Below are 26,796 nucleotides of genomic sequence, written 5' to 3' on the forward strand. Positions count from 1 at the left end.
GCCGTGGCGGCCGACGGCGGTGTGCTGCGGCGGGCGCTGCTCCGCCACGCCGTGATCACGGTGGTCGTCGTGCTGGTCGCCGTCGTGTCGATCGCCTCCGGTGTCGCGCTGTTCGCCCGCCAGGACGCCCACCGGGGCGCCGAGAACACCGCCCGCCAGGTCGGGAGGGTTGTGGGCGACGCGGTGTCGCGCCACGACCTGTCCGCCCCGGTGGACGAGGCCACGCGGGCCGAGCTCGACGCGGCCGTCGAGCCGTTCCTGGCCGGCGGGATGCTGTCGCGCGTCAAGATCTGGTCGCCGCGCGAGGGCGTCGCCCGCATCGTCTACTCCGACGAGCGGCGGGTCGAGGGCGAGACCACCCGCTACGACCCGGCGGAGATGGGGGCCCTCGGCGCCGGGGGGTCGCTGGTGCAGGAGGTCCCCGACGACCCGGAGCACCGCTACGAGTTCGCCCACTCCAGCACGCTGCTGGAGGTCTTCTCGACGTTCCGCGACGCACGGGGCGCCGAGGCCTGGCTCGAGCTCTACATCCGGGTCGACGAGCCGGCCGCCGTGCGTGCCACCGCGGTGCCCGTCGTCGTCGCGACGGCGGCGGCTCTCCTGCTGCTCGCCGTCCTGACCCTGCCCGTCTCCGTCTCGCTGGCGCGCCGGGCCGAGCGTGCCCGCGCCGAGCAGCGGGCGGCCCGCGACTACGGGCTCGCCGCCGCCGAGACCGCGCGCCGGGAGATCGCCCAGCGTCTCCACGACGGCGTGCTCCCGGACCTGGCCGGCGTCGGCCTGCTCCTCGAGGTCGTCCGCGACGAGCACGGGCCCCGGTCCGCGTCCGTGCTCGGCGAGGCCCACGCCCTCCTCGCCGACGAGATGGCGGAGCTGCGGGGCCTGCTGGACGACCTCGTCCCGCCCGACGTCGTGGCGGGCGGGCTCGTCGGCGCGCTCGAGGAGCTCGGCGCCCGCCTGACCTCGGCGAGCTCCGTCGACTTCGACGTCGAGGCCTCGCTCGACGGCCCGATCCCCGACGACCTGCAGGTCACGCTGCACCGGGTGGCCCACGAGCTGGTGCGCAACGCCGTGCGGCACGCCGGGGCGACGCGCATCCGGGTCTCGCTCGCCGCGGGCACCGACGGCTGGGTGGCGCTCGGCGTCACCGACGACGGTGCCGGGTTCGACGTCGGTGCGGCCCCGGCGGCGGGGCACGTCGGTCTCCTGCTCGTCCGGGGCGTGCTGGCCGACCGCGGCGGCCGCCTCGACCTCGACAGCGCACCCGGTCGGGGCACCTCGGCGGTGGCCCGTGTGCCCGTCGTCCGGCGCGCCGCTCGCCGTCCGTGGCGCGCGGTCGCGACCAGGGCCGGCGAGCGGTTGCCGTGGCGCCGCCGCGGCGGCGGGGACCGGCCGCGGGCCGGGGTCTGAGGGCGGGTCCGAGGGCGGGGGTCCGAGGGCGGGGGTCCGAGGGCGGTCAGGCCGCGACGACCTCGCGGACCGGCGCGGACCGCCGCGCGCGCCGGGCGGCGAGGTCGGTGACGGCGGGGTCGGTGACGGCGGGGCCGCCCGCGAGGCGTCCGAGCAGGTCGGCCAGCGGCGGCCGGGTCCCGACGAGGTGGTGGGCCTGCCGGGCGCGGACGACCAGGTACTCGTCGCGGCGCGCCGAGGTCGGCAGCACGGTGTGCTCGAGCCAGGCGAGCGCGGGCGCGGCCGGGGGCGCCTGGTCGGCGTCGAGGGACATGTCGACCGTCCACACGACGCGCGCCGCGCGCCGGGCGCGGCGGCGGCCGGCCGCGGGGTCGACGGGGTCGGGGTGCCGGGTCTCGTGCCGGACGACGTCGGCGAGCAGCAGCGCGGCGAGGTGCTCGGCGTCGAGACCGGAGTGCTCGAGGATCCGCCCGAGCAGGGGGAGCGCGAGCTCGTGCGGGGTGAGCACCGCGTCGAGGTAGTCGTCGAGGAACGGGTCCCGGCCGCGGTGGCGCCCGGCGATCCCGGCGAGCGCGTCGAGGACCGGGGCCGGCACGTCGGAGCGCCCGGCGCGCCGGATCCGGCGGGTCACGAGGTGGGCGAGGGCGAGACCGTCGGCCGGCGCCGACGAGAGCCACGCGTCGAGCGCCCGCGCGAGATCCTGGTCCAGCATGGCGGCGTCCTCTCCGGTCCGGGGTGCTGGTGTCCCACGGTCCGCGACGAGGACGCTCGCGGCGATCGGGTGTACCCCCGCCGCGGGGGGTGCCGACCCCTCAGACCAGCCGCGTGAGCAGCACCCGCGTACCGGCGCGCAGGTCGTCGAGGGCGGCGGCGTCGCCGGAGAGGTGGCGCAGCAGGGACTGCTGGAACAGCCCGTCGAAGGCGGCGTAGGCGAGCCCGGCGGTGCAGCGGGGCGCGACGCCGACGAGGTCCGCGTACGCGGCGACGATCCGCCAGATCATGCGCTCGAGGCTCGCGTCGATGTCGGCGACGTCGAAGCGGAACGACTCCTCGAACAGCGCCTGCGCGCGCAGGTCGTACCAGAGCCGGTGCATCAGCGCGTCGTGGGCGAGCGTGGCCGCGAGCCCGTCCCCGGCGTCGCGCAGCAGCGCCTCGGCGTCGGTGGCGTGCGCGGCGATGGCGTCGTAGCGCTCGGTGCACTGCGCCTTGTAGCGCCGCACGCAGTAGGTGATCAGCTCGACCTTGTCGCGGAAGTAGTAGTGCAGGACGCCCAGGCTGAAGTCGGAGCCCTGGGCGATGTCGCGCAGGCTCGTGCGCGCGTACCCGCGCTCGGCGAGGGTCTGCAGGGCCGCGTCGGCGAGCAGGCGGCGGCGCTCCTCGAACTTGTCGACCCGCCGTCGCGCGAGCCGGCCCCGGGCATCGGTGGCATCGGTGCTGGTCACGGTCGGTCCTCCCGGAGCGGAGCACGGCCCGCCCAGCCTAACCCGCGGTGTCGGACGCTCGTCCAGCTTTCGTTGGACGAGCGTCCGAAGTCGTCCTTGACGGTCGTTCGGGGACCTCCCTAGCGTGTGATCCACACCACCGACACGACGATGTGGGGAGTTCCATGAGCGCGTTCGACCTGACGGGGCGCCGGGTGCTGGTCACGGGCGGGGCCCAGGGCCTCGGCGAGGGCATGGCGCGGGCGCTGGCCGGCGCGGGGGCCGCCGTGATGCTGGCCGACATCGCGAAGGACGTGGGGGAGAAGACCGCGTCCGCGCTGTCGTCCGACGGCCACACCGCCCGGTTCGTCGCGCTCGACGTCACCGACGACGCGCAGTGGGAGGCGGCGGTCGGCCAGACCGTCAGCGAGCTCGGCGGGCTCGACGTGGTGATCAACAACGCCGGCCTCGAGGTCACCCAGCTGCTGGTCGACACCGAGCCCGACGACGTGCGCCGCATGCTCGAGGTCAACCTCCTGGGCACGATGCTGGGCATCAAGCACGCCTTCCGCGCGATGCGCCCGGGCGGCCCGGCCGGCCAGGGCGGCGCGGTCATCAACGTCGCCTCGGTCGCGGCGACCATCGCGTTCCCGTCGATCGGCGGCTACTCGGCCACCAAGTCCGGCGTCGACCGGCTCACGCGGGTCGCGGCGATGGAGTCGGGCAAGCTCGGCTACGGGGTGCGGGTGAACTGCGTCTACCCCGGCCTCGTGCCCACCGCGATGGGCCAGAAGCTGGCCGTGGAGACCGCGGGCCTCGGGCTGTTCGAGAGCCCCGACGCCGCGGTCGGCGCCGTCGTCGAGCTGACGCCCTCGGGCCGTCTCGGCGAGGTGTCCGACATCGCCGACGCCGTCGTGTTCCTGGCCTCCGACGCCTCGCGCTTCGTCAACGGCGCCGGCCTGCCGGTCGACGGCGGCATGGGCATGTGATGCGGCTGGTCGACTACCTGGACAAGGGGGCGTCGCTCGATCCCGGCGCCCCCTGCCTGGTCTGCGAGGGCGAGACCGCGACCTACGCCGAGGTCCGGGCGCTCAGCGAGCGCATCGCCGCGGCCCTGGTGGCCGACGGCGTGGCTCCCGGCGACAAGGTCGCGATCCTCTCGGCCAACGACCCCACCGCGTTCACCTGCGTCTTCGGCATCAGCCGCGCCGGGGCCGTCTGGTGCCCGGTCAACCCGCGCAACGAGGCGGCGGAGAACCGCGAGCTGCTCGACCTCTTCGGCTGCTCGGTGCTCTTCTTCCAGGCCTCCTTCGCGTCCCTGGTGGCGGCGATCCGCGGCGACCTGCCGCAGTTGCGCACGCTGGTCTGCCTCGACGGCGACGTCGCGGGCGCGCGGGGCCTCGAGGAGTTCCTCGGGGCCGGGGGAGCGGAGCCGGTCGACCGCGACAGCGGCGACGACCTCGCCATGATCGTCGGCACCGGCGGGACCACCGGCACGCCCAAGGGCGTGATGCTCACCAGCACCAACCTCGAGACGATGACCGCGGTGACGCTCATGAGCTACCCGTGGCCCGAGCGCGGCGGCCCGCCGACCTACCTCGCGCTCGCCCCGCTCACCCACGCCGCCGGGGTGCTCTGCTTCCCGGTGCTGTGCCTGGGCGGCGCGATCGTGATCATGCGGTCGCCCGACGTCGGCGGCTTCCTCGACCACGTCGAGCGCCACCGCGTCACCCACACCTTCCTGCCGCCGACGCTGATCTACATGGTGCTCGACCACCCGTCGCTGCCCGGGCGCGACCTGTCGTCGCTGCAGTGCTTCTGGTACGGCGCCGCGCCGATGTCGGTGTCGCGGCTGGAGGACGCGCTGACGAGGATCGGGCCGGTGATGGCCCAGCTCTTCGGGCAGACCGAGGCGCCGATGATGATCTCGACGATGGCCCCGGCCGATCACTTCGCGCCCGACGGGACGATCGCCCGCGCCCGGCTCTCGTCGGCCGGGCGGCCCTCGCCGCTGGTGACCGTGGCGATCATGTCCGAGGACGGCCGGCTGCTCCCGCCCGGCGAGCGCGGCGAGATCGTCGTGCGCGGCTCGCTGGTGATGCGGGGCTACCTCGACGACCCGGTGGCCACGGCGGAGGCGTCGCGGCACGGGTGGCATCACACCGGCGACATCGGCTACCTCGACGAGGACCGCTTCCTGTTCATCGTCGACCGCGCGAAGGACATGGTGATCACCGGCGGGTTCAACGTCTACTCCACCGAGGTCGAGCAGGCGCTGATGGCCCACCCCGCCGTCGCGGACAGCGCGGTGATCGGGCTGCCCGACGACAAGTGGGGCGAGCGGCTGACCGCGGTGCTCACCCTGCGGCCGGGCAGCTCGCTGGACCCCGCCGAGCTGACCTCGTTCGTCAAGGCCCGCATCGGCAGCGTGAAGACGCCGAAGCAGGTGGAGATCTGGGAGGACCTGCCACGCTCCAAGGTCGGCAAGGTGCTCAAGGGCGAGATCAAGAAGTACCTGCTGGAGCTGGGCGCGCCGTGAGGTCCGCGGCGGCGGCCCGGAGGACGTCGCGCAACCACGAGTGCATCGGGTCGGACTCCAGGCGGGGGTGCCAGACCATCCCGTAGGGGAAGGCGTCGAAGCGCTCCGGCGCCTCGACCAGCCGCACCCGCGGGTCGAGGGCCGCGTGCCGTTCGGCCTGCCGTCGCGGGATCGTCGCGACGAGGTCCGTGCCGGGCAGGACGGCCAGCGCCGAGCTGAAGTGCGCGACGCGCACCGCGGCCGTGCGGCTGCGGCCGATGGCCTGCAGCCACCGTTCGATCATGGGCTGATCGCCGTGGATGACGGTGACGACCGCGTGGCGGGCGGCGACGTAGTCGGCCACCGAGAAACGGTCATGCACCGCGTGGTCGCGGGCCACCGCGCACACGACGTCGTCGGTGAACAATTGTTCCCACCGCAACGGCGCCGACGGCCGCAGGACCGACAGCGCGAGGTCGGCCCGTCCGCGTTCGAGATCGGCGTAACTGTCGTGGTCGCGCGGCTCGATGCGGACCTCCAGCTCGGGCGCGGCGTCGAGCAATCGCGGCAGCAGGTGAGGTCCGAGTGTGGAAACGGTGTAGTCGGTGCCGATGATGCGCACGATCCCGGTGGCGGTGGACGGGTCGAAGCCGCGTCCCGCGACGAGGTTCTCCAGCCGCGGCAGCAGCACGGCGAGCTCGCGCTGCATCTCGCGCGCCCGGGGCGTCAGCTCGTAGTCGCCACCGGCCCTGACCAGCAGTTCGTCGCCGACCAGCGCCCGGAGCCGCTGCAGCGTGCGGCTCATCGAGGACTGGCTGAGATGGAAGCGCTCGGCGGCCCGGGTGACGTTGCGCTCCTCGAGGAGGATGGCGAGCGCGCGCAGTTCGTGGACCAGGCCGAGGTCACCATGCGCCACGCGCATACCCTACATCCGCATTCTGCGTTGGTGTCGTTCGTCCGGATCGACAGAATTGTCGCCATGACGACCTCATTCGAGACCACCGCCGAGCGCGATTCGACGACGATGCGTTCCGGCTCGCTTCTCCGGTACGCGCGACCGGGCACGCTGCTCGCGTTCCGCGTCGCCGTGACCGTGCTCTTCCTGCTGCACCCGATCGACATGATCGGTCTGCTCGGCGGCGAGTCGCCCGGCGGGGTGATGGTCGCGATCTCGGTGGTCGAGATCCTCGCCGCGCTGCTCGTCGCCGTCGGGCTGTTCGCGCGCCCGGCCGCGTTCCTGCTCTCGGGCATGCTCGCGTTCGCCTACTTCGTCATCCACCTGCCCGACGGGTGGAACTGGATGGAGAACGGGGGCGAGCCCGCGGCCCTCTACAGCTGGATCTTCCTGCTGCTGTTCGTGCTCGGCCCGGGCCCGCTCAGCCTGGACCGGCTGCGGCGCCGGTGACGTCTCAGTGGCAGGGGAAGCCGAGGAAGTGCCGCGCGTCGTGCACGAGCTCGTGGATCACCGAGCTGTCGCCGAACAACGACGTGGCGCCCTGGTCGATCCCGATGACGTAGTAGAGCACCAGCCCGACGACGAGCGCGCTCAGCAGCCAGGGCAGCGTCTCGGAGGCCGGGACGGCGACCGCGGCCGTGCGGGTCTTCGCGGTGGCGACACCAGAGGTCACGGGGATCTCCTCGGGGCGGGCGGCGTGGGGACCGGGACCGAGCAAACCGCCTCACACGCGACGGGTCAACAGGTGACGACGTTTCCCGGTGTCACGATCCCGGCGCGCCCGGCCCTCCCCGAGGCGCGCGTTCCGATCATGTGAACACGTCAGCGAGCGTTGACCGATGCTCCGGTCGTTCCTAGGGTTCGGGTGAGACCCGCGCCACAGACGAGGAGCGTCCATGTCGTCTCTGCCCGTGCCCGACCACGACGCGCTGACGGCGGTCTCCACCGGCTACGGGCTCGGTCTGACGCCCGAGGAGGTCGGCGAGTACCACCCCGCCGTCACCGGGCTGCTCGCCTCCTGGGACGTCGTCGCCGAGCTCTACGAGGCCGAGGCGCCCGCGGTGCCGCAGCGGGAGTGGTCCCGGCCCGACCGGGCGGACAACCCGTACAACGCGTGGTACGTGCGGACGTCGATCACCGAGTCGTCGTCCGGGCCGCTCGCCGGCCGCACCGTGGCGGTCAAGGACAACACGGCGGTGGCCGGGGTCCCGATGACCAACGGCTCGGCCACCCTCGAGGGCTTCGTGCCCGACACCGACGCGACGATCGTGCGCCGCCTGCTCGACGCGGGCGCGACCATCGCGGGCAAGGCCGTCTGCGAGGACCTCTGCTTCTCCGGCGCCTCGATCACCGCCAACACCGGCGATGTCGAGAACCCCTGGGACCCCACGCGCACGGCCGGCGGCTCCTCGAGCGGCAGCGGCGCGCTGGTGGCGGCGGGGATCGTCGACATGGCGACCGGCGGCGACCAGGGCGGCTCGATCCGCATCCCGGCCGCCAACTGCGGGCTGGTGGGGCACAAGCCGACCTGGGGCCTGGTGCCCTACACCGGCGCGTTCCCCATCGAGTTCACGATCGACCACGTCGGCCCGATCACCCGCACCGTCGGCGACGCCGCGCTGATGCTCTCGGTGATCGCCGGGCGCGACGGCCACGACCCGCGCCAGCCCAGCGACCTGGAGGTGGCCGACTACCTCGGCGCCCTCGGGCAGGACGCGCGCGGCCTGCGGGTCGGCGTGCTGCGCGAGGGGTTCGGGCTGGCCGAGTCGGAGCAGGAGGTCGACGATACCGTCCGCGCCGCGACCCGGGCGCTGGCCGACGCGGGGCTCGACGTCCGCGACGTGTCGGTGCCCTGGCACCTGCACGGCCCCAAGATCTGGGACGTCATCGCCACCGAGGGCGCCACGTCCCAGATGATCGAGACCTCCGGGTACGGCCTGAACTGGAAGGGCCTCTACGACCCGGAGCTGATGCACCACTACGGCGCGCAGTGGGCGGCCGACCCGACCGCGTTCTCCCGGACGGTCAAGTTCGTGCTGCTCGCGGGGCGCTACAGCCTCGACACCACCCACGGCCGCCACTACGGGATGGCGCGCAACCTCGCGCCGAAGCTCGCCGCCGCCTACGACGCGGCGCTCGCCGACGTCGACGTGCTGGTGCTGCCGACGCTCCCGCAGCGCGCCACCGTGCGCCCCGACCGCGACGGGCCCGTGCTCGACACGCTGGGCCGTGCGCTGGAGATGCTCGCCAACACCGCGCCGTTCGACGTCACCGGCCACCCCGCCTGCTCGGTCCCCGCGGGCCTCGCCGGCGGGCTGCCCGTCGGGATGATGATCGTCGGCCGCCAGTTCGACGACGCCACGGTCCTGCGCGTCGCGCACGCCTTCGAGCAGGCCGTCGGCGGGTTCCCCGCCCCCACCGGAGCCCCGGCCGCGATGGCCTGACCGTCTCTCCTGACACCCCTCGACGGGTCGAGCTCCCGCTCCGCTCCGTCTACCACCCGGAGGTTCGATGAACGGCATCCACGATCTCGGCGGCCGCGACGGGATGGGCGCGATCAACCCGACGCCCGAGGAACCCGTGTGGAAGGCGGAGTGGGAGAAGCACGCCCACACGCTCTTCCCGCTCGCCTTCCGGGCCGGCTTCTTCGGGGTCGACCAGTTCCGCTTCGGCATGGAGCAGATCGAGCCGATCGAGTACCTGAGCTCGACCTACTACGAGCACTGGGTCCACTCGGTGATCCACCACGGCGTGCGGCACAACCAGCTCGACCCCGCCGAGATCGAGAAGCGCACCCAGTACTACCTCGAGAACCCCGACGCGCCGCTGCCCGAGGGCAAGGACCCCGACGGCGAGCTGACCGCGTTCATCGACTGGGCCGTGGCCAACGGTGTCGCCGCCGGTCGCGACACCGGCAAGAAGCCGAAGTTCTCGGTGGGCGACCGGGTCACCGTCGTCGCCGACGCCCCCAAGGGACACACCCGCAAGGCGGGCTACATCCGCGGCAAGACCGGCGTCATCGACCTCGCCCACGGCGAGATGATCTACCCGGACACCGCGGGCAACGACCGGGGCGAGGCGCCCGAGCACGTGTACACCGTCCGTTTCACCAACGAGGAGCTCTGGGGCGCCGAGGAGGCCGAGCCGAACGGCTCGATCACCTTCGACGTCTGGGAGCCCTACATCGTCCCCGCAACCAGCTGAGGAGCGCCGACCAGTGAGCGCACCCGAGAGGGCCACCCAGGCCGAGATCGCCGCCCGGGTCAAGGCCATCGAGTCCATCATGATCGAGAAGGGCCTGATGACCACCGAGGCGGTGGACCGGCTCGCCGAGATCTACGAGAACGAGGTCGGCCCGCAGCTCGGCGCCAAGGTCGTCGCCAAGGCCTGGTCCGACCCCGACTTCAAGAAGCGCCTGCTCGCCAACGCCAGCACGGCGTGCGCCGAGCTGGGCATCGGCGGGCTGCAGGGCGAGGACATGGTCGCCGTCGAGGACACCGACGACGTCCACCACGTCATCGTCTGCACGCTGTGCTCGTGCTACCCGTGGCCGGTCCTGGGCCTGCCGCCGAACTGGTACAAGATGCCGCAGTACCGCGCCGCCATGGTGCGCTCGCCGCGGCGGGTGCTGCGCGAGGAGTTCGGCTACGACGTGCCCGAGTCGGTCGAGATCCGCGTGTGGGATTCCAGCTCGGAGCTGCGCTACTGGGTGCTCCCGCAGCGCCCCGCGGGCACCGACGGCCTCTCCGAGGACGAGCTGGCCGCGCTGGTGACCCGCGACTCGATGATCGGCGTCGGGCCGACCAAGGCCCCGGCGTGAGCACGCCGACCTCGCCCATCAGGGACGAGACCGAGCTCGGCGAGGCGCGGCGGCGGGTCGAGTCGCTGGTCGCGGGCACGCCCGGCGGCGACGGCGAGACCGCGTTCCGCGAGCCCTGGGAGCTGCGCGCCTTCTCCCTCGCGGTCGCGGCCTACCACGCGGGGCAGTACGAGTGGTCGGAGTTCCAGCTCTCGCTCATCGCGTCGATCCGGCAGTGGGAGGCCGACGGCGCCGACGACGCGCAGGCACCGTGGAGCTACTACGAGCACTGGCTGACCGCGCTCGAGACGGTGCTCGCCGGCAACGGGCTGCTCTCCGAGGCCGACCTCGACGAGCGCACCCGCAGCGTCCTGGCCACGCCGCGCAACGCGGACCACCACGAGGCGCACCGCGAACCGGTCGCGATCGACCCGGCGGTGCGCTGACGGGCCGCCGTCAGCTCCGGACGACGTCCAGCGGCGGCGGCCCCGACCGGTCCCACGCCCACGCCAGCGTCGCCCGGACCCCGTCGCACCAGCCCGGCCGGGCCGCGAGGTCCGGGAGGAAGGCCTCCCGGCGCTGCGCCGCTTCCCACTCGGCCGCGATCGTGGCCGGGTAGGCGACGCAGGCGCGCAACGTCACCGGGGAGCGCACCTGGCCACCGCACAGCGCCGTGCGCGACGGGATCGCGGCGAGCCACCGGCAGGTCTGCACCACGGCCTCGGTGTAGCCGTCGGCCGCCCGCCGGCCCGCCTCGTCCCACACCGCCACGAACTCCTCGCGCGGGACCCGGACGTTGTCCGCCCGGATGCGGGCGGCGTCGGAGGGCGTCGGGGCCACGCCGCTACGCCGCCCCGCGTCCCGGGCCCGGCTCGGGGGCCTCGCCGTTGGTGCCGACGAGCACCGGCCCGCCGAGATCGCCGACCGCGGGCAGGTCGAGGGTCCGGCGCAGCTCGTCCAGCTGGGCCAGGGTGCGGCGCCGGCGATCCTCGAGGTCGGCGAGATCGCGCGCGGCGGCCTCGCGCCGGGCGTCGGCCTCCGTCTCGAGGGCGCGGGCGCGTTCCTCGGCAGCGCGCCGGCGCTCCTCGGCGTCGGCCAGCGCCGCGGACACCTCCTCCTGCCGCGCGGCCAGCGCCGCCTCGACCTGCTCGGCCCGGCGGCGGCGGGCGTCGGCGGCCTCGTCGTCGCGGTGCCGTCGGTCGGCCGCCGACTCCCGCTCGCGCCGCGCGATGTCGGCGCGGGCGCGCTCGACGAGGTCGCGCTGCTCGGCGTCGGACTCGACACGGTGCCGGTCGTGCTCGTCGCGGAGGCGCTCGGCCTCGATCCGCACCGCGCGGGCCTCCTTCTGGGCGCCGAGCACGATGGCCGCGGCCCGCTCGGCGGCCTCCTCGAGCCGCGCGTGCGCCCGCGCGGCGGCCTCGTCGAGGAGCGCGGCGGCCCGGTCCTCGGCGTCGGCCACGGTCGCGCGGGCCCGGTGGCGCGCCCGCTCGCCGACCGCGCCGGCGTCGTCGGCGGCGGCCGCCCGCAGCTCGGCGGCCTCCTCCTCCGCGAGGCGCAGGAGGTGCTGCAGCCGGGCCGAGAGCCCGCCGACGGTGAACGGCCTGCCCACGAGGCGGTCGATGTCGGCCCGCGCCGAGCGGAGCTCGGCCCGCACCTGCTCCTCGGAGCGCACCATGGCGTCCCGGTCGGCGGTCATGACCTCCAGGTCGGCCTGGGCCCGGTCGAGCGCCTGCTCGACCTGGCCCCGGTCGTAGCCGCGGCGCACGACGTCGAAGCCGACCCCCCACCAGGGGATCCGTCGGTCCCCCGTCGACGGGGCGCCCTGCGTCCCGGCCGCGCCGTTCTCCCCCCGCGTCATGTGCCCCTCCCTCGAAGCCGCCGGCCACGACGTCCGTGGATCGAGTCTTGTCCTGCCCGGGGGCCGGAGGTAGGGCCGTCCGGTCTCGCGACGGGCACGGTCGGGCCACGGCGGGGACGCGCGGACGGGCCACGCGCACGCGTGGCCCGTCCGGTCGGGTCAGGCGCTGGCCTTCGGGACCCCCATCCCGGGATCGATCCGGGCCGGACCGTTCTTGCCGGGCTTGACGTCGATGTCGAAGATCCCGGTCGGGAGGTAGACCGTCGAGCACGAGTTCGGGATGTCGACGACACCGGACAGGCGGCCCTCGATCGGCGCGGCGCCCAGGATCATGTAGGCCTGGATGTCCGACCAGCCGAAGGTCGTCAGGTAGTCGATCGCGTGCAGGCAGGCCCGCTGGTAGGACAGGTGCGAGTCGAGGTAGCGCTGCTCGCCGTCGAGGGTCACCGACGTGCCGGAGAAGGCGATCCACTCGCTGTACTGCGGGTCGGTGTTGCCCGGGATGAAGATCGCGTTCTCGGACACGCCGTAGGTCTGCATGCCGCCCTTGATCAGGTCGACGTGCAGGTCGATGAACCCGCCCATCTCGATCGCGCCGCAGAACGTGATCTCGCCGTCGCCCTGGGAGAAGTGCAGGTCGCCCATGGAGAGGTTCGCGCCGTCGACGAACACCGGGTAGAAGACGCGGCTGCCCTTGGTGAAGTTCTTGATGTCCTGGTTGCCGCCGTTCTCGCGCGGCGGTGCGGTGCGGGCGGCCTCGTTGCGGGCCCGCTCGAAGTCGTCGCCGGACAGGGAGCCGAGGATCGCCGAGTCGGGCTGGGGCGGCAGCGCGAGCGGCGGCACGGCCTGCGGGTTCGTGTCGATGAGCGCCTGCTCGCGGGCGTTCCACTTGCGCAGCAGGTCGTGCGAGGGCGCGGTGCCCATGAGGCCGGGGTGGACGATGCCGGTGAACGACACCCCGGGGACGTGCCGCGACGTGGCCTGGCCGCCGCGGAAGTCCCAGATCACCTTGTAGGCGTCGGGGAACTGGTCGGTGAGGAAGCCGCCGCCGTTGCGCTTGGCGAACACGCCGGTGTAGCCCCAGCCCTGCCCGGCCAGCGGCCCGGAGTCCTCCTGGGGGATCGGGCCGACGTCGAGGATGTCGACGATGAGCAGGTCGCCGGGCTGGGCGCCCTCGACCGAGATCGGCCCGGAGAGCACGTGCACCGAGTTGAGCGGGGCGTTGAGGATGTCGTCGGCGGAGTCGTCGTTGACGATCGCGCCGTCGAACCACTCGCGGCAATCGACGCGGAACACGTCGCCGGGCTTGACGTGCACCTGGGCGGGCACGTCGGGGTGCCACCGGTTGTGGCCGACGATCTCCTGGTCGGTGAACTTCTTGTTGCTGTCGAGCGGGAAGACCTTCTTCGGCATCGTTCTCTCCTGGTGTGGGTCGGACGGGTCAGGCGACGGCGTGCTCGCCGGTGGGGGCGGGCGTCGCGGGGGTGGGGGTGCGGCGCGCCCACGGGATCAGGGCCGCGAAGACGATGACCCCGAAGATCGCGAGCCCGATCGCGAGCGGGACACCGATCTCGGTGTAGACGCCGGTGAGGAGCAGGAGGGCGGGGATCCACGCGGTGACCCACCCCTGGATGGCGCACACCGCCCCCGTGTAGCGCCCGATCCCGTCGCGCTTGCGGCCCAGGAGCACGAAGAACAGGGCCCAGAGGAACGCCCAGTAGAGCCAGATGACGCCGAAGGCCGGATCGGCGAAGCGGGTGAAGTTCAGCGCCGAGAACACGACCGCGGTGATCGCGACGAACAGGCAGAAGTAGCCGAGCCCGGTGCCGTCCAGGTCCCAGGTCAGGTTCACCGCGACGTAGAGGTAGGTGAACGAGAAGAGGAACAGGCCGGACGCCGCGAGGATGACGTCGGCGTCGCCGTCGGCGGTGAAGATCAGGTAGAGGGGCGTGATGATCTGCAGGCCGCCGACGAAGAAGTTCATCGGTGCGGCGGAGCGGGCGTCGATCCACCCCAGCAACATGACGCCGTTGATGAAGAGCACGGCGCCCACGAAGAGCAGGCCGACGCTAGCCACGGGGCGGCGCCCCTCGGAGATGCGGCATGGCAGTTCCCTTCGGTGGAGTGGGCAGGTCGGAGCAGCCCGGGCGGCCGTGGGGGACCGCGCGGGCCGGGTGACGGGGCAGGGCCGGGGGGGACGGGCTAGGGACGGGCTAGGGACGGGGCAGCGCCGCGGTGCGGGGGTCGAGGCGCGGAGCCGGCCGCGGGCCGACGGGCCGGGGCGGCGGGGCCGACACCACGGTCGGCTCGGTGCGGGAGGCCTCGGCGCGGTCGATCGCCGCGATGCGGGCGCCGTCGCCGCGCAGCCGCGGCGCGGTGATCATGCGGGCGGCGTCGGCGCCGCAGGTCGGGCACGACAGGGTCGCCGGGGCGGCGCCCATGGGCCGCATGACCTCGACGGCGCCGTCCTCGTCGCACCGGTACGCGTACAGGGGCATGGGTGGATCCCTTCGTCGCGCGGTCGCGAAAAGATATAGCAACGAGGAAATGATTTCCTAGGAAAGCTAGCCACCGTCACCGGGGGTGTCAACGACCGTCGCGAGTCGTCGCGTGGCGACCACACAGCGTCACAGCTGCTGGACGACGTCCCAGGTCAGCCCGTCCGCGACGGCGAGGAAGACCTGCTGGCGCAGGTGCCGGTCGCGCAGCTCGACGGTGCCGCGCGGGCTCTCGTACGCCAGCCCGTCGGCCACCGACATCATCGCCGGCACGTCCATCGAGCCGGCGCGGCGCATGAGCTCGGTGAGCAGCCGGACGCCCTCGTAGCAGGACTCGCCGAGGCTGTTGAGCACCGGCGCGTCGTCGCCGAACTCGCGGAAGTACGTGGCCGCGAACTCGAGCCCGGAGCTCGTCGCGAGGTCCTCGAAGTAGCCCGCCGAGGTCATGAGGCCGCGGGTGCTCTCCGATCCGGAGGCGAGCAGGACGTTCTCCTCGATCAGCGAGCTGAACCGCAGGATGTCCCGGTCGAGCCCGGACGCGGCGAACGCGCGGTTGAACGCGACGGCGTCGTCGCCGATGAGCAGCATCAGCACGGCCTCGCAGCCGCTGGCCTCCACGCGGCGCAGGACGGTCGAGAAGTCCGACGTCCCCAGCGGCACGAACATCTCGTCGCAGACCGTCCCGCCGATGCGCCGCAGGTAGCGCGCCGCGGTGGTGGCCGACCGACGGGGCCAGACGTAGTCGTCGCCGACGATCGTCCAGCGCCGCACGCCGGCGGTGCTCGCGAACCAGTCCAGGGTCGGGCCGAGCTGGAGGTCGGGCGTCTCGCCGGTGAGGAAGACGCCGGGGCGCTGCTCGCCGCCCTCGTAGAGCGCGGTGTAGGCGTAGGGGACGCGGCCGCGGATGCGCGGGGCGACGGCCTCGCGGACCGCCGAGATGTGCCAGCCGGTGACGGCCTGCACCGCGCCGGCGCTGACCAGCGCGTCCACCTCGATCGCGACCTCCTCGGGGCTGCGCCCGCCGTCGACCGGCACCAGGTTCAGCTCGCGCCCGAGGACCCCGCCGTCGGCGTTGATCTCCTGCATGGCCAGCGTCGCGCAGCTCTCGCAGGAGGGGCCGAAGATCCCCGCGGGGCCCTGCAGGGGGACGACGAGCGCCATGTCGAGGACGTCGCGTCCGCCCGGCGCGCGCGTCGTCCCCGCAGCGGGCACCAGCGACTCGGCCATTGCTCGACGCTAGCGAGCACACCTCGCCGCGGGGGTACTCCGATCGTACGAGTTCGTCCGCGTCCGGTGGGGCCTGTGGATGCAACCTCGCCGTGCTGGTCACCGCCGGGACCGGCGGCCTGGCTACCATCGTCGCGTGCCAGCGAACGCCGCAGGGTCGACCGGGGACGGTGAGGAGTCGCTCCGGCTCCTGTCGCTCGTCGAGCGCACCCTCACCGCGCGCCTCGAGGAGGCGCTGCGGGGCGTCGGTTCCAGTCTGGACCAGTGGCGGATCCTGCGTCTGCTCGCCGAGCGCGGCGGTTGTCCGATGAACGTGGTCGCCGACCACGTGCTGCTGCTGGCGCCCAAGCTCAGCAAGCTCGTCGACCGCATGGTGTCGGCCAACCTGGTGCTGCGCCGCCGCGACGTCGAGGACCGGCGCCGGGTGCTCATCGTCGTGTCCGCGCGGGGGCGCCGGGCGCTCGCCGAGTGGGACCAGGTCACCGCCGAGGTGCGCGGCCAGTTCCGCGACCTGCTCGGCGCCGACGCCGAGCAGTTCGAGTCGCTGCTGCGCCGCCTGCAGGACGGCCTCGACCCGGCCGCGGCCGAGGTGCTCGAGGCGCCCGCCGGCTGACTCACATGAAGTTGCGGGTGTGCAGGGCGGAGAGCTCGGCGGCCTCGTCGGGCGGGAACCCCAGGCGCGCGAGCCGCTGACGCCGGCCGTCGTCCATGGCGCGGTGCAGCTCCTGGACCCGGTCGTACCCGCGGGCGATCGCCTCGGGTGACCACGACCCCGCCGCGAGCAGCACCAGGGCGTCGAGCACGTCGGCGTTGAGGCCGGCGGTGTCGACCAGCGCGTCGTGCCGGCGTTCGATCGCGGTGCGCAGCCCGCCGCGCAGCGACGGGTCGAGCGCGCTCTGGTGCTCCAGGTGGGCCACCCCGAACGCGACGTGGCGCGCCTCGTCCACCCGCGCGAGGTGGGCGATGCGCGCCGTGACGGGGTCGGGGGCGTGCTGCTCGAGGAAGCCGAGCAGCGCGAGGAAGCTCCCCTCGCCGAGCACCGAGAGCAGGAACGAGGCCAGCGAGAAGTCCGGCTCGGCCAGCAGGGTCGCCAGCGACGAGCGCCCGCCGGCCGACGAGGTGCCCATCGGCCCGCCGTGGAGCATCGCGCGCCGGCTGAACACCTCGACGTGGCGGGCCTCGTCGGCGGCCTGCACCGCGAGGAGCTGCTGGACCTCGCGGAAGTGCGGGTGCACGCGCGCCAGCAGCGCCGCCGGCACCACCAGCGCGGCCTGCTCGTTCTCGACCAGGTAGGTCATCACCTGCACGACCGCGGCCTCGACGTCCGCGGGCACCGGCTCGGCGGGCGTCGCCGCCCAGTCCACCGCGGTGGCCGGGTCCCACTGCGCCGCCGCGGCGTGGGCGTAGAGCCGGGGCGCGAGGTCGGCCCAGACCACCTCGCGCCGGTCGATGTCGAAGCCCGTGTCCGGGCCGCCGGGCTCGATCAGCGCGCCCCGGGCGGCGAGCCCCCACCGCGCGGGCGGCCGGTCGACGATGCCGTCGGGGCCCGGTGCGCCCGCCCGTTCCGCGCCCTGCCAGCGCTGGAGCTCGGCGGGACCCCGCTCCAGGGCGAAGGTGGCCGAGCGGTCGGCGACGACGGCGAACCGGTGGCCCCGGTGGCGGGCCCAGGCGCGCAGGTGCACGCCCAGGGCCGGGTCGCCGCCGGTGACCTCGACCCGGCCGCCGACCGACACCCCGCGCAGGGCCCGGTCGACCAGCAGGTGGGCGCCCCGCTCGAACCCGAGAGGACCGAGATCGAGCGGGGCGCCGGGCGTGGTCACGGCCGGTACTCCGCCGCCGTCACCCCGCCGTCGGCGTCGTAGAAGCCGACCTCGTCGACCGCCCGGGTCAGCGGGCCGAAGCCGCTCGTGCGCCCCGGCACCCACTGCTTGAGGCCCTCGAGGTCGAGCAGCGGGCGGACCTCGGGGTCGGCGTAGGACATCGAGAGCAGCAGGCGGACGAACTCGCCGGCCTCGTCGGCCGGCGCGGAGTCGACCACCGCCATCGTGCAGTGGTCGAAGGTCGGCGTCTGCGCGAGCACCCGCGTCGACCCCGCCGGCAGGGTCCCCTCCTGCCCGAACAGCAGGTGGTTGCCGTCGATCATGGCGGCCGCGTCGACCTCGCCCGCCACCAGGGCCCTCGCGGCGTCGCGCTCGCCGCCGATGTGGTCGCCGTGCAGGCCGACGCCGACGTCGAAGCGGCGCACGGTGAGGTCCCCGAGCCCCTGGCCCCGCAGGAACGACAGCGGGATCAGCGTGGCCTGCGGGGAGTCGACCGCGCCCACCGCGACGGTGCCGCCGGCCAGGTCGGCCACCGAGCGCGCGGGCGAGTCGGCCCGCACCACGACCACCGAGGTGAGGTCCTGGTCGGTGTCGCGCATGACCGTCGAGCTGACCCGCCGGCCGCGGGCGGCGGCGAGGCGCTCGCTGCGCACCCAGGCCAGCGGCGAGTTCCAGGCGGCGTGGATGTGCCCGGCGACGAGGTCGTCGACCTGGCGCTCGTAGTGCGAGTAGAGGACGTAGTCGAAGTCCAGGCCCTGGCCGCGCAGCCAGTGCCGGAACCCGTCCCAGATGGTGACGACCTTGGGGTCGTAGGCGACCCCGCCCATGAGCAGCGTCATCAGGCACCCCCGAACAGCGGCAGGCCGAGGGTGGCCCGGCCGACGAAGTCGTGCAGGGCGTCGGTGGTCGGCGCCATGACCCGCGCGGCGAGCGCGTCGCGGTAGCGCCGCTCGATGCCGAGCTCCTTGCGGAACGCGGCCCCGCCACAGAGCCGCATCACCCCGTCGGCGACGTCCGCGGCGGCCTCCGCGCACACCGCCTTGACCTGCAGCACGCGCAGCGTCGCGTCCGGGCGCCCGGAGCCGAGGGCGGTGAGGGTGTCGGTGAGGAAGGCCCGGGTGGCGTCCACCCGGGTGCGCAGCGCGGCGAACGTCCGCTGGGTCGCCGGCTGCTCGGCCAGGGTCTGGCCGAGGTGCTCGAGCCGCGTCGTCGTCACGTGGCCCGCGGCCTCGTCGACCAGGGCCTCCATCAGCCCGAGCGACACCGCGGCGTTGCCCACCAGGAACGTCGGCAGCGCGGTCCCCAGCGCGACGTCGAGGCCGGCGCCGTCGTCGGCGAGCCGCGCCGAGGACGGCACCACGGCCCCGTCCGCGCTCATCGGGGTCGAGGCGTTGCCCCGCAGCCCGAAGCCGTCGAACGTGCCCGCGACCGCGATCCCGGCGGTGCCCGCGGGGACCAGCCACAGGGTCATCGGCCCGTCGGCCTCGACCGGGCGGCTGGACCACACGTAGCTGTCGGCCTCGCCGGCCGAGGTCACCCAGCTCTTCGCGGCGTCCAGGCGCACGCCGCCGTCGACCGCGGTCGCGGTGCTCACCGGGGCCCAGAAGTGGCTGCGTGAGCCGCGCTCGGAGAACGCGAGCGTGGAGAGGTGGCGGCCCGCGGCGATCTCGCGGCGGACGTCCTCGGGGCCGTGCGGCTCGATCACCGAGGTCGCGGCGTAGTGCATGAGCACGACCATCGCCGTGGACGCGTCGGCACGCGCGATCGTCTCGAGGACGCCCGCGACGTCGGCCAGGGAGCCGCCGGCGCCCCCGACCTCGGGGGCACTGAGCAGGCCCAGCGCGCCGGCGCCGGCCAGGGCGTCGACGTCGGCGCGCGGGTAGGCGCCGGTGCGGTCGATCTCGGCGGCGGCGGGGGCGACGGTGGAGGTGACGACGGCGCCGACGGCGTCGAGCACATCGTGGGTCGTCGGGGCAGCAGGAAGGGACACGGAGACTCCTCCGGGATCGGGGAACGATCACGGCGGAGTCGGGCGCACCTCGTCAGGAGGGCGCGGCCGGCCGCCGTGACCGTGCGGACGCCGCCCGACCGGGCGGCACGACGGCGGCTCAACGACGGCGGTGCACGGCGACCTCCTCCCACGGCATCGGCCGGCCCATCCTGTGGTCACGACCCGGGTCCGGACAAGAGCGGTAGACGATCAGTCGCGCGCCCGCCGCACCCCGAGCCGCTCCAGGCGCGGGAGCACCTCCTGGGCCAGGTAGGGCAGCTCGGCGGTGTAGTCCAGGAACGCCAGCGTCATCCCGGCGAACCCGGCGCGCGCGTAGCGGGCGATCTCGGCGGCGACCTCGTCCGGGGTGCCGATCAGCGGCACGCTGCCGTGCCCGGCAGCGAACCGGGACCGGAACGTCGCGAGCATCTCCGGGGTGAACGACTGGGCGTGCAGGCCCTGCAGCGCCATGAGGTTGTCGACCGCCGCCCAGTCCGCGCCCTCCTCGGCGTAGTGGTGCAGCGCGTCCTGCGCCTCGGCGTGGGTCGGGCGGCAGACGACGTGCCCGAGGGTGAGCACGCCAATCTCCCGCCGGTACCGCTCGCGGGCCGCCGTCGTCACCGCCGTGACCACCTCGCCCCCGTCCTCCGGGCCGGCCACCACGGTGAACGCGAAGTCGGCGTTGCGGGCGGCGAAGTCGCGGCCCTGGCCCGACGACCCGGCGTTGAGGATGGGCAGCGTCCCGTGCACCGGCTTCGGCTCGCCCTCGAGGCCGTGCAGCGCGAAGAACTCGCCGACGTGGTCGAAGCGCCCCGGCGTCGTCCAGAGCTCCCGGACGACGTCGAACCACTCCTGGGCGCGGGCGTAGCGGGCGTCGTGGTCGGTCGGCAGCTCGACGCCGAACGCGTCGTACTCGGGCTTGTTCCACCCGGCGACGATGTTGATCCCGGCGCGCCCGCCGCCGATCCGGTCGATGGTCGCGAGCTGCTTCGCGCTGACCACCGGGTGGTTGAAGGCGGTGTGCACGGTGGAGAACACGTGGATGCGCCGGGTGCGGGCGAGCAGGCCCGCCGCCCAGGGGACCGGCTCCAGCACGCTCTCGTGGAAGTTGGTCTCGCCGCCGTAGCCGATGAACCGCGCGATCGGCAGGAGGAAGTCGACGCCGACCTCGTCGGCGAGCACCGCCAGGGCGAGGTTGTCCTCCCAGCTCCCCGACCAGCGCTCGGGCACCGCGGTGACGGCGAGCCCGGAGGAGCAGTTGGGGGAGAAGAGACCGAGCAGGAAGTCGCCGTCGGCGCGCACGAGGGGCATGTCCGTCCTTTCCGTCGGGACCCGGTGGGGTGATGATCCCCCGGAGACCCGCACCCACCCAGGAGACGACCATGTCCGTGCTCGCCGCCCTCACCGACGCGCTGCGTTCGGGTGCCGTCGAGGTCGTCGACCTCACCACGCCGCTGCAGGAGTCGACGCCGATCCTGGAGCTGCCGCCGCCGTTCGCGAACACCTCGCGGTTCCGGCTCGAGGAGCTCTCGCGCTACGACGATCGTGGGCCGGCCTGGTACTGGAACGACATCCACACCGGCGAGCACACCGGCACCCACCTCGACGCCCCCAACCACTGGGTCACCGGGCGCGACGGTCTCGACGTGTCGCAGGCCCCGATGTCGACGCTGGTCGCGCCCGCGGTGGTGATCGACAAGACCGCCGAGGTGGCCGCCGACCCCGACTTCCTGCTCGAGATCGCGCACCTGGAGGCGTGGCAGGCCGAGCACGGGCCGCTGCCCGAGGGCGGCTGGCTGCTCTACCGCACCGGGTGGGAGGCGTACGGGGCGACACAGGAGGAGTTCATGAACGCCGACGAGGCCGGGCCGCACACGCCCGGCGTCTCGGCGGAGTGCGCGCGCTGGATCGCCCAGGAGTCACCGCTCACCGGGTTCGGCGTCGAGACGGTCGGCACCGACGCCGGTGCCGCGGGCGGGTTCGACCCGCCGTTCGCCTGCCACAACTTCCTCATGGGCGCCAACAAGTGGGGCCTGACGAGCCTGCGCAACCTCGGGCGGCTCCCGATCCGCGGCGCGGTCGTGGTCGTCAGCCCGCTGCCGATCGTCGGCGGCTCGGGCTCACCGACCCGGGCGCTCGCACTGATCGAGCACTGATGGTCACGGTCGCCGAGCAGGTCGGGACGCTGCTCGCCGAGCTGGGCGTCGGGCACGCGTTCGGGGTGGTCGGCAGCGGCAACTTCCACGTGACGAACGCGCTGCGGGACGCCGGCGTCCCCTGGGCCGCGGCGCGCCACGAGGGCGGGGCCGCGGTGATGGCCGACGCCTACGCGCGCACGTCCGGCGAGGTGGCCGTCGTGACCCTGCACCAGGGCTGCGGGCTGACCAACGCGCTGACCGGGGTCACCGAGGCCGCGAAGTCGCGCACCCCGCTGCTCGTGCTGGCGGCCGAGACCGCCGGGAGCGCGGTCCGCTCGAACTTCCGGGTCGACCAGGACGCGCTGGCGCGCTCGGTCGGCGCCGTGCCCGAGCGCGTGCACTCGGCGGCGTCGGCGGCCGCGGACGTCGTGCGCGCCTACGGGATCTGCCGTGACCAGCGCCGGACCGTGGTGCTGAACCTGCCGCTGGACGTGCAGGCGGCGGCGGTCGGCGCCGCGGCCCCGGCCCGGACGACCTGGCGGGCGCCGCGCCCGGACCCGGCGTCGGTCGCGGAGCTCGCCCGGCTGCTCGACGGCGCACAGCGTCCGGTGTTCGTCGCGGGCCGGGGCGCGCGGGGGGCCCGCGCCGAGCTCGAGGAGCTCGCCGAGCGCAGCGGCGCCCTGCTCGCGACCTCCGCGGTCGCGCACGGCCTGTTCACCGGCTCGCCGTGGTCGCTCGGCATCTCCGGCGGCTTCTCGACGGCCCTGGCCGCCGAGCTGATCGCCGACGCCGACGTCGTCGTCGCCTGGGGTGCCTCGCTGACGATGTGGACGACGCGCCACGGGGTCCTGACCGAGCACGCCACGCTGGTGCAGGTCGACGACACCGCCGAGGCGCTCGGGGCGCAGCGCCCGATCACCCTCGGCGTGCTCGGTGACGTCGCGGCGACGGCGCGGGACGCGCTCGAGGTCGTCGGGAAGAGCGCCGGGTACCGGAGTCCGGCGGTCGCCGAACGCCTCCGCGCGCAGCGTCCCGACGTCCCCGACGAGGTCGCCGACGAGCGCATCGACCCCCGCGTGCTCTCCGCCGCGCTCGACGAGCTGCTGCCCGCCGAGCGCACGGTCGCCGTCGACTCCGGCAACTTCATGGGCTACCCGGCTGCCTACCTCGGCGTCCCCGACGAGGCCGGCTTCTGCTTCACGCAGGCGTTCCAGTCGATCGGGCTGGGGCTCGCGACCGGCATCGGCGCCGCGCTCGCGCGCCCCGACCGGCTGCCCGTCGCCGCGTGCGGGGACGGCGGGTTCCTCATGGGGATCAGCGAGCTGGAGACCGCGGTGCGGCTCGGGCTCGGGATGGTGATCGTGGTCTACGACGACGCCGGCTACGGCGCCGAGTTCCACCACTTCGCGGGCGGCGACCACGCGACCGTGCGCTTCGGAGACATCGACCTGGCCGCGATCGCCGCCGGCTACGGGTGCGCGGCGGCAATCGTCCGGTCGACCGCGGACCTCGCGATCGTGGGGGAGTGGCTCGCCGGCCCGCGGGACCGGCCGCTGCTCCTCGACGCGAAGGTCACCTCCGACGGGCCGTCGTGGTGGCTGGCGGAGGCGTTCAAGGGGCACTAGGGTCCACGCGAAACATGTACCCGAGTACAAGTTGAGGTCCTGTGAGCGTCTACGACCTCCTCGCCGCGACGGCCGCCGAGCGCCCCGACGCGCCGTTCCTCGTGTTCGCCGGTGACGGCGGCCCCGCGACCGTCTCCTACGCCGAGCAGGTCCGGCGTGCCGACGAGACCGCGGGCCTGCTCGCCGGGCTGGGAGTGGGGCCCGGCGCGCGGGTGCACCTCATGACGCCCAACCGCCCCGAGTTCCTCGACGTCTGGTTCGGCTGCGCGCGGCTCGGGGCCGTCGTCGTCCCGGTGAACCCGCTCTCGACCGCCGACGAGGTCACCCACCAGCTCACCGACTCCCGCGCGGTGCTCTCGGTCGTCGACGACGCCCTGCGCGGCACGGTCGAGCCCGTCGCGGGCGCGCGGACCGTGCTGGGGCTCGACGAGCTGGTCGCCCGTCGCGGTGGTGCGACGCCCCCGCCGGCCGCGGACCCCGAGCTCGCCGCGATCATGTTCACGTCCGGGACCACCAGCGCCCCGAAGGGCGTGCAGGTCACGCACGCCAACTACCGGCGCGTCGGCGAGCTCGTCGCCGACCACCTGCAGGTGACCGCCGACGACCGCTGGCTGGTCACGCTGCCGCTCTTCCACGGCAACGCCCAGTACTACTGCCTGATGTCCGCGCTGGTGGCGGGCGGGTCGGTGGCCGTCGCGGCGCGCTTCTCCGCCACCGGGTGGCCGGCCCAGGCCCGCGAGCTGCGCCCGACCCTGGCGAGCCTCTTCGCCGCGCCCATCCGCATGGTGCTGGCCCGCTCCGAGCCCACGCCGGACGACGCGGACAACGCCCTGCGCCTGGTGCTGTTCGCCCAGAACCTCGCCCCGGCCCAGGCGCAGGAGTTCGAGACCCGGTTCGGCGCGCCGCTGCTGCAGCTCTACGGGATGACCGAGACCGTCGTCCCGCCGTTCATGAACCCCCTCGACGAGCGGCGCCGCTGGGACTCGATCGGCCTGCCGCTGCCGGGCATCGAGGTCCGGGTCGTCGGGGAGGAGGGCGAGGGGAGCGGCCCCGGCGAGCTCGAGGTGCGCGGGCGCCCGGGGGTCGACGTGACCCCGGGCTACGACGGGCGCCCGGAGGCCACCGCGGCGCTGTTCGACGACGGCTGGCTGCGTACCGGCGACCAGGTGCGGCTCGACGACGAGGGCCGCGCGTACTTCGTCGACCGCGCCAAGGACATGATGAAGCGCGCCGGCGAGAACGTCGCCGCCAGCGAGGTCGAGCAGGTGCTCGCCGCCCACCCGGCCGTGCTCGAGACCGCCGTCCACGGGGTGCCCGACCCGGTGTACGACGAGGCGATCGTCGCCCACGTCGTCCTCGCGGCGGGGGCGCAGGCCGACCCGGACGAGCTGATCGCCTGGTGCGCGGCGCGGCTGTCGCGGTTCAAGGTCCCGGGGACGGTGGTCGTCCGCGACGAGCTGCCCCGCAGCACCATCGGCAAGATCCTCAAGAACACCCTGCGGGACGAGGTGCTGGGAGCCGCACGGTGAGCCGGCGGAGGCTCAGGTCAGCGGCGTGCCCTGCGACACCACGAGGGCGTCGAAGCGGGCGGGCCCGACGATCGTCAGCACCCGGGCCGGTCGGTCGCCGACGACCTCGAGACCGTGCTCCACGTCCCGGGGCAGGAAGATGAACGCGCCCGTCGCGGCGGTGAAGCGCTCGTCGCCGCAGAAGCCGCGGACCTCGCCCTCGAGGACGTAGAACATCTCGTCCTCGCCCTCGTGGGTGTGCGGGGGCACGGTCAGCCCGCCCGGCGCCGCCTGCTCCATCACCCCCACCCGTCCCTCGGTGTCCGTCCCGCTCGCCTTCACGGTGAAGACCGCACCGCCGAACCCGTACCGGTCGCCCTCGCCCGCGCCTTTCACGAAGAAGCTCATGCCTCCATGATCGAGGATCGGATCTCGGGACCTTCGGCCCTGCACGGGCCGGGCGCGCACGGTCACCGTGGGGAGCGACCCGAACGCTCTCCGGTGCCGAAGGAGAACCCGTCGTGGACGAGGACGCGCCACCCACGCCCGCCACCGGTCGCGCAGGCGGGCCGGCACGCCCCGACGGCGAGCTCGACACCGCGTCACCCTCGATCCCGCCACCCCGCGACCGGCGCCTCTACCGCCCGCTGCGCGGCATGGAGGAGCTGGTCGACGACTTCCTCGGGTGACCGTTCCGGCGCGCTGCGCCACAGGGCCGAAGGTCCCGGGTGCGCCGGGCCGGACGACCCTGCCCGCCCCCACGGCCCGCCGCCCACGCTCCCCGGAGGCGCGAGCGAGGGGAGGCGGCGCACCATGGGGGCGAGAACGGGCCCGGCCCGCGGGGCGATCGCCCTGTTCGTGCCCCCGCGGTCCGCGCTGCGGCGCGGGAGCGACCGCCTCGAGGTCGCCGCCCGCTGGGTGCTGCTGATCGCGGGTCTGGTGCTCCTGCCCGTCGCGCTGAGCGTGGGCGGGGAGGTCACGGCGCGCCTCACCGTCACCGCCGCGATCGAGCAGGGCGAGCGCCACCCGGTGCTCGCGGTGGTCCAGCCGTCGGCGTCGCGGGACCTCCCGCCGGGCGCCGACGTCGCGTCCCGCCCGGCGCACGACGGCTCCGATCCCTCGACGGACGTCGTGCGCGTCCCCGTGCGCTGGCTCGGCGCCGACGGGCTGCCGCGCACGGGGCTCGCGCGCGTGCCGGAGGGCACCGCCCCCGGGGAGACGCGGGTGCTGTGGGTGGACGCCGCCGACCGGCCGACGCCCCCGCCCATGCCGGCGACGGCGCCGGGCGCGCACGGCGCCATGGTCACCGTGTTCCTGCTGCTGATCGGCCTGACCGTCTCGCTGCTCCTGCTCGCCGGGCTGCGCCACGTCCTCGACCGCGCCCGCCTCCGGGCCTGGGACCGGGCCTGGCGCCGCTTCACCGACCCCGAGCCCGATCCCGACCCGGAGCCCGACCGGCGGCACTGAGCGCGAGGGGAGCTCGACCCGTCCACGCCGTGCGGTAGGAAACGGTCATGGACCTCGAGTTCACCGCCGCGATCTTCGAGTGGCGGGGTCCGGCGCCGTACTGGTGGATCGCGCTGCCCGAGCACGGGCGCGACGTCGTCGAGGCCGAGGACGCGTCGTACGGGTGGGGCGCGGTGCCGGTCCGCGCCCGCATCGGCGCCACCGAGTGGGAGACCTCGCTGCTGCCCCGCGACGGGGGCTACGTCCTGCCGGTGAAGAAGGCGGTGCGCGCCGCCGAGCGGATCGGCGACGGCGCGACGGTCACGGTCGGCGTGAGCGTCGTGCCGCGCGGGGGTCGCGCCGCCAACGGCACGGGCCGGGCGGTCTGACGACATGGCACACCACGGGCGGCGACCCGGACCCGGACCGGTCGGCCGGATCGTCCTCGTGGTCCTGTGGGCGGTGATCGCGGTGCTGCCGATCGCGCTGGGGGTCGGCGACGTCCGGCTCGCGGCGGGCGCGGTCGGCACCCCGGGCACGCTCACCGTCGAGCAGTGCCTGGACCTCGGCCGGGGGCGCTACGACT

Annotated in this window: 30 protein-coding genes; 15 read left to right on the top strand and 15 right to left on the bottom strand. The window is 74.5% G+C overall.

The window, feature by feature from the left end; translation table 11 throughout:
• Positions 1 to 3: 3 nt before the first annotated feature.
• Entirely contained in the window at positions 4 to 1,407 is a 1,404-nt protein-coding gene (locus ACFPK1_RS17090; protein WP_378022136.1) for a sensor histidine kinase, read from the top strand.
• A 46-nt stretch (positions 1,408 to 1,453) separates the two neighbouring features.
• On the opposite strand, the gene ACFPK1_RS17095 is transcribed toward ACFPK1_RS17090, so the two are convergent.
• Positions 1,454 to 2,119 carry a hypothetical protein gene (locus ACFPK1_RS17095; RefSeq protein WP_378022137.1) on the bottom strand — a complete coding sequence of 222 codons (666 nt, stop codon included), beginning with the start codon at positions 2,117 to 2,119 and terminating at the stop codon, positions 1,454 to 1,456.
• Between the two features lie 100 nt (positions 2,120 to 2,219).
• Positions 2,220 to 2,849, bottom strand: coding sequence for a TetR/AcrR family transcriptional regulator (locus ACFPK1_RS17100; RefSeq protein WP_378022138.1), 630 nt, complete (start codon positions 2,847 to 2,849; stop codon positions 2,220 to 2,222).
• A gap of 164 nt (positions 2,850 to 3,013) precedes the next feature.
• Here ACFPK1_RS17100 and ACFPK1_RS17105 point away from each other — a divergent pair, with 164 nt between their 5' ends.
• Both ACFPK1_RS17105 and ACFPK1_RS17110 read left to right on the top strand, forming a co-directional pair.
• Entirely contained in the window at positions 3,014 to 3,817 is an 804-nt protein-coding gene (locus ACFPK1_RS17105) for an SDR family NAD(P)-dependent oxidoreductase (RefSeq protein WP_378022139.1), read from the top strand.
• Complete coding sequence (locus tag ACFPK1_RS17110) at positions 3,817 to 5,367, top strand: AMP-binding protein (protein WP_378022140.1); 1,551 nt, start codon at positions 3,817 to 3,819, stop codon at positions 5,365 to 5,367. The genes ACFPK1_RS17105 and ACFPK1_RS17110 overlap by 1 nt, the downstream gene beginning before the upstream one ends.
• Here the strand turns inward: ACFPK1_RS17110 and ACFPK1_RS17115 are convergent.
• A complete protein-coding gene (locus ACFPK1_RS17115) occupies positions 5,333 to 6,262 on the bottom strand; it encodes a LysR family transcriptional regulator (protein WP_378022141.1) in 930 nt (309 codons plus the stop codon). The genes ACFPK1_RS17110 and ACFPK1_RS17115 overlap by 35 nt on opposite strands.
• Before the next feature lie 63 nt (positions 6,263 to 6,325).
• Here ACFPK1_RS17115 and ACFPK1_RS17120 point away from each other — a divergent pair, with 63 nt between their 5' ends.
• Positions 6,326 to 6,751 (top strand): DoxX family protein, encoded by a 426-nt coding sequence (locus ACFPK1_RS17120; protein ID WP_378022142.1) that lies wholly within the window; start codon positions 6,326 to 6,328, stop codon positions 6,749 to 6,751.
• 4 nt (positions 6,752 to 6,755) lie between these two features.
• Here ACFPK1_RS17120 and ACFPK1_RS17125 read toward each other — a convergent pair whose 3' ends face one another.
• Positions 6,756 to 6,974, bottom strand: a complete 219-nt coding sequence (locus ACFPK1_RS17125; RefSeq protein ID WP_378022143.1) for a CbtB domain-containing protein — start codon at positions 6,972 to 6,974, stop codon at positions 6,756 to 6,758.
• 223 nt (positions 6,975 to 7,197) lie between these two features.
• Between ACFPK1_RS17125 and ACFPK1_RS17130 the strand changes: the two genes are divergently transcribed.
• The 4 genes from ACFPK1_RS17130 (at position 7,198) to ACFPK1_RS17145 (ending at position 10,546) form a co-directional block, all read left to right on the top strand.
• A complete protein-coding gene (locus ACFPK1_RS17130) occupies positions 7,198 to 8,745 on the top strand; it encodes an amidase (RefSeq protein WP_378022144.1) in 1,548 nt (515 codons plus the stop codon).
• Between the two features lie 67 nt (positions 8,746 to 8,812).
• On the top strand, positions 8,813 to 9,505 hold the full coding sequence (nthB, locus tag ACFPK1_RS17135; RefSeq protein WP_378022145.1) for a nitrile hydratase subunit beta: 693 nt from the start codon (positions 8,813 to 8,815) through the stop codon (positions 9,503 to 9,505).
• 13 nt (positions 9,506 to 9,518) lie between these two features.
• The gene (gene nthA / locus ACFPK1_RS17140) at positions 9,519 to 10,121 is read left to right on the top strand and encodes a nitrile hydratase subunit alpha (RefSeq protein WP_378022146.1); all 603 of its coding nucleotides are present in this window, start codon (positions 9,519 to 9,521) and stop codon (positions 10,119 to 10,121) included.
• Positions 10,118 to 10,546, top strand: coding sequence for a nitrile hydratase accessory protein (locus ACFPK1_RS17145; RefSeq protein ID WP_378022147.1), 429 nt, complete (start codon positions 10,118 to 10,120; stop codon positions 10,544 to 10,546). Before nthA ends, ACFPK1_RS17145 begins: the two co-directional genes overlap by 4 nt.
• Before the next feature lie 10 nt (positions 10,547 to 10,556).
• Here ACFPK1_RS17145 and ACFPK1_RS17150 read toward each other — a convergent pair whose 3' ends face one another.
• The 6 genes from ACFPK1_RS17150 to ACFPK1_RS17175 all read right to left on the bottom strand — a co-directional run bounded on the left by ACFPK1_RS17150 (position 10,557) and on the right by ACFPK1_RS17175 (position 15,617).
• Positions 10,557 to 10,940: a hypothetical protein gene (locus ACFPK1_RS17150; RefSeq protein WP_378022148.1), complete on the bottom strand. Its 384-nt coding sequence runs from the start codon at positions 10,938 to 10,940 to the stop codon at positions 10,557 to 10,559.
• 4 nt (positions 10,941 to 10,944) lie between these two features.
• Positions 10,945 to 11,958, bottom strand: coding sequence for a coiled-coil domain-containing protein (locus ACFPK1_RS17155; RefSeq protein ID WP_378022149.1), 1,014 nt, complete (start codon positions 11,956 to 11,958; stop codon positions 10,945 to 10,947).
• A 159-nt stretch (positions 11,959 to 12,117) separates the two neighbouring features.
• Positions 12,118 to 13,371: a formamidase gene (gene fmdA, locus ACFPK1_RS17160; RefSeq protein ID WP_378022150.1), complete on the bottom strand. Its 1,254-nt coding sequence runs from the start codon at positions 13,369 to 13,371 to the stop codon at positions 12,118 to 12,120.
• A 28-nt stretch (positions 13,372 to 13,399) separates the two neighbouring features.
• Entirely contained in the window at positions 13,400 to 14,035 is a 636-nt protein-coding gene (locus ACFPK1_RS17165) for an AmiS/UreI family transporter (protein ID WP_378022151.1), read from the bottom strand.
• Positions 14,036 to 14,171: 136 nt separating this feature from the next.
• Positions 14,172 to 14,456 carry an FmdB family zinc ribbon protein gene (locus tag ACFPK1_RS17170; protein ID WP_378022152.1) on the bottom strand — a complete coding sequence of 95 codons (285 nt, stop codon included), beginning with the start codon at positions 14,454 to 14,456 and terminating at the stop codon, positions 14,172 to 14,174.
• 129 nt (positions 14,457 to 14,585) lie between these two features.
• Entirely contained in the window at positions 14,586 to 15,617 is a 1,032-nt protein-coding gene (locus tag ACFPK1_RS17175) for a substrate-binding domain-containing protein (protein WP_378022198.1), read from the bottom strand.
• 202 nt (positions 15,618 to 15,819) lie between these two features.
• Here ACFPK1_RS17175 and ACFPK1_RS17180 point away from each other — a divergent pair, with 202 nt between their 5' ends.
• The gene (locus ACFPK1_RS17180) at positions 15,820 to 16,296 is read left to right on the top strand and encodes a MarR family winged helix-turn-helix transcriptional regulator (RefSeq protein ID WP_378022153.1); all 477 of its coding nucleotides are present in this window, start codon (positions 15,820 to 15,822) and stop codon (positions 16,294 to 16,296) included.
• Position 16,297: 1 nt separating this feature from the next.
• Here ACFPK1_RS17180 and ACFPK1_RS17185 read toward each other — a convergent pair whose 3' ends face one another.
• The 4 genes from ACFPK1_RS17185 to ACFPK1_RS17200 form a co-directional block, all read right to left on the bottom strand.
• A complete protein-coding gene (locus ACFPK1_RS17185; protein WP_378022154.1) occupies positions 16,298 to 17,503 on the bottom strand; it encodes a ferritin-like domain-containing protein in 1,206 nt (401 codons plus the stop codon).
• Complete coding sequence (locus ACFPK1_RS17190; protein WP_378022155.1) at positions 17,500 to 18,342, bottom strand: phosphate/phosphite/phosphonate ABC transporter substrate-binding protein; 843 nt, start codon at positions 18,340 to 18,342, stop codon at positions 17,500 to 17,502. The genes ACFPK1_RS17185 and ACFPK1_RS17190 overlap by 4 nt, the downstream gene beginning before the upstream one ends.
• The gene (locus ACFPK1_RS17195) at positions 18,342 to 19,493 is read right to left on the bottom strand and encodes an acyl-CoA dehydrogenase family protein (protein ID WP_378022156.1); all 1,152 of its coding nucleotides are present in this window, start codon (positions 19,491 to 19,493) and stop codon (positions 18,342 to 18,344) included. Before ACFPK1_RS17195 ends, ACFPK1_RS17190 begins: the two co-directional genes overlap by 1 nt.
• 210 nt (positions 19,494 to 19,703) lie before the next feature.
• Positions 19,704 to 20,804, bottom strand: a complete 1,101-nt coding sequence (locus ACFPK1_RS17200) for an LLM class flavin-dependent oxidoreductase (protein WP_378022157.1) — start codon at positions 20,802 to 20,804, stop codon at positions 19,704 to 19,706.
• A gap of 71 nt (positions 20,805 to 20,875) precedes the next feature.
• On the opposite strand from ACFPK1_RS17200, the gene ACFPK1_RS17205 reads away from it, so the two are divergent.
• Genes ACFPK1_RS17205 through ACFPK1_RS17215 form a run of 3 tightly spaced genes read left to right on the top strand, consistent with a single transcriptional unit; the run spans position 20,876 to position 24,785 of the window.
• The gene (locus tag ACFPK1_RS17205; RefSeq protein ID WP_378022158.1) at positions 20,876 to 21,649 is read left to right on the top strand and encodes a cyclase family protein; all 774 of its coding nucleotides are present in this window, start codon (positions 20,876 to 20,878) and stop codon (positions 21,647 to 21,649) included.
• On the top strand, positions 21,649 to 23,256 hold the full coding sequence (locus ACFPK1_RS17210) for a thiamine pyrophosphate-binding protein (protein ID WP_378022159.1): 1,608 nt from the start codon (positions 21,649 to 21,651) through the stop codon (positions 23,254 to 23,256). The genes ACFPK1_RS17205 and ACFPK1_RS17210 overlap by 1 nt, the downstream gene beginning before the upstream one ends.
• A gap of 41 nt (positions 23,257 to 23,297) precedes the next feature.
• The gene (locus ACFPK1_RS17215) at positions 23,298 to 24,785 is read left to right on the top strand and encodes a class I adenylate-forming enzyme family protein (protein WP_378022160.1); all 1,488 of its coding nucleotides are present in this window, start codon (positions 23,298 to 23,300) and stop codon (positions 24,783 to 24,785) included.
• Positions 24,786 to 24,797: 12 nt separating this feature from the next.
• Here ACFPK1_RS17215 and ACFPK1_RS17220 read toward each other — a convergent pair whose 3' ends face one another.
• Positions 24,798 to 25,172 (bottom strand): cupin domain-containing protein, encoded by a 375-nt coding sequence (locus ACFPK1_RS17220; RefSeq protein ID WP_378022161.1) that lies wholly within the window; start codon positions 25,170 to 25,172, stop codon positions 24,798 to 24,800.
• A 113-nt stretch (positions 25,173 to 25,285) separates the two neighbouring features.
• On the opposite strand from ACFPK1_RS17220, the gene ACFPK1_RS17225 reads away from it, so the two are divergent.
• From ACFPK1_RS17225 to ACFPK1_RS17235, 3 genes are all read left to right on the top strand, one after another.
• Positions 25,286 to 25,453, top strand: coding sequence for a hypothetical protein (locus tag ACFPK1_RS17225; protein ID WP_378022162.1), 168 nt, complete (start codon positions 25,286 to 25,288; stop codon positions 25,451 to 25,453).
• Positions 25,454 to 25,577: 124 nt separating this feature from the next.
• Complete coding sequence (locus ACFPK1_RS17230) at positions 25,578 to 26,231, top strand: Rv1733c family protein (protein WP_378022163.1); 654 nt, start codon at positions 25,578 to 25,580, stop codon at positions 26,229 to 26,231.
• 47 nt (positions 26,232 to 26,278) lie between these two features.
• Positions 26,279 to 26,599 (top strand): DUF1905 domain-containing protein, encoded by a 321-nt coding sequence (locus ACFPK1_RS17235; RefSeq protein ID WP_378022164.1) that lies wholly within the window; start codon positions 26,279 to 26,281, stop codon positions 26,597 to 26,599.
• Positions 26,600 to 26,796 lie beyond the last annotated feature (197 nt).

The organism is Actinomycetospora rhizophila (genome assembly GCF_042657905.1).
GTDB classification, from domain to species: Bacteria; Actinomycetota; Actinomycetes; order Mycobacteriales; family Pseudonocardiaceae; genus Actinomycetospora; species Actinomycetospora rhizophila.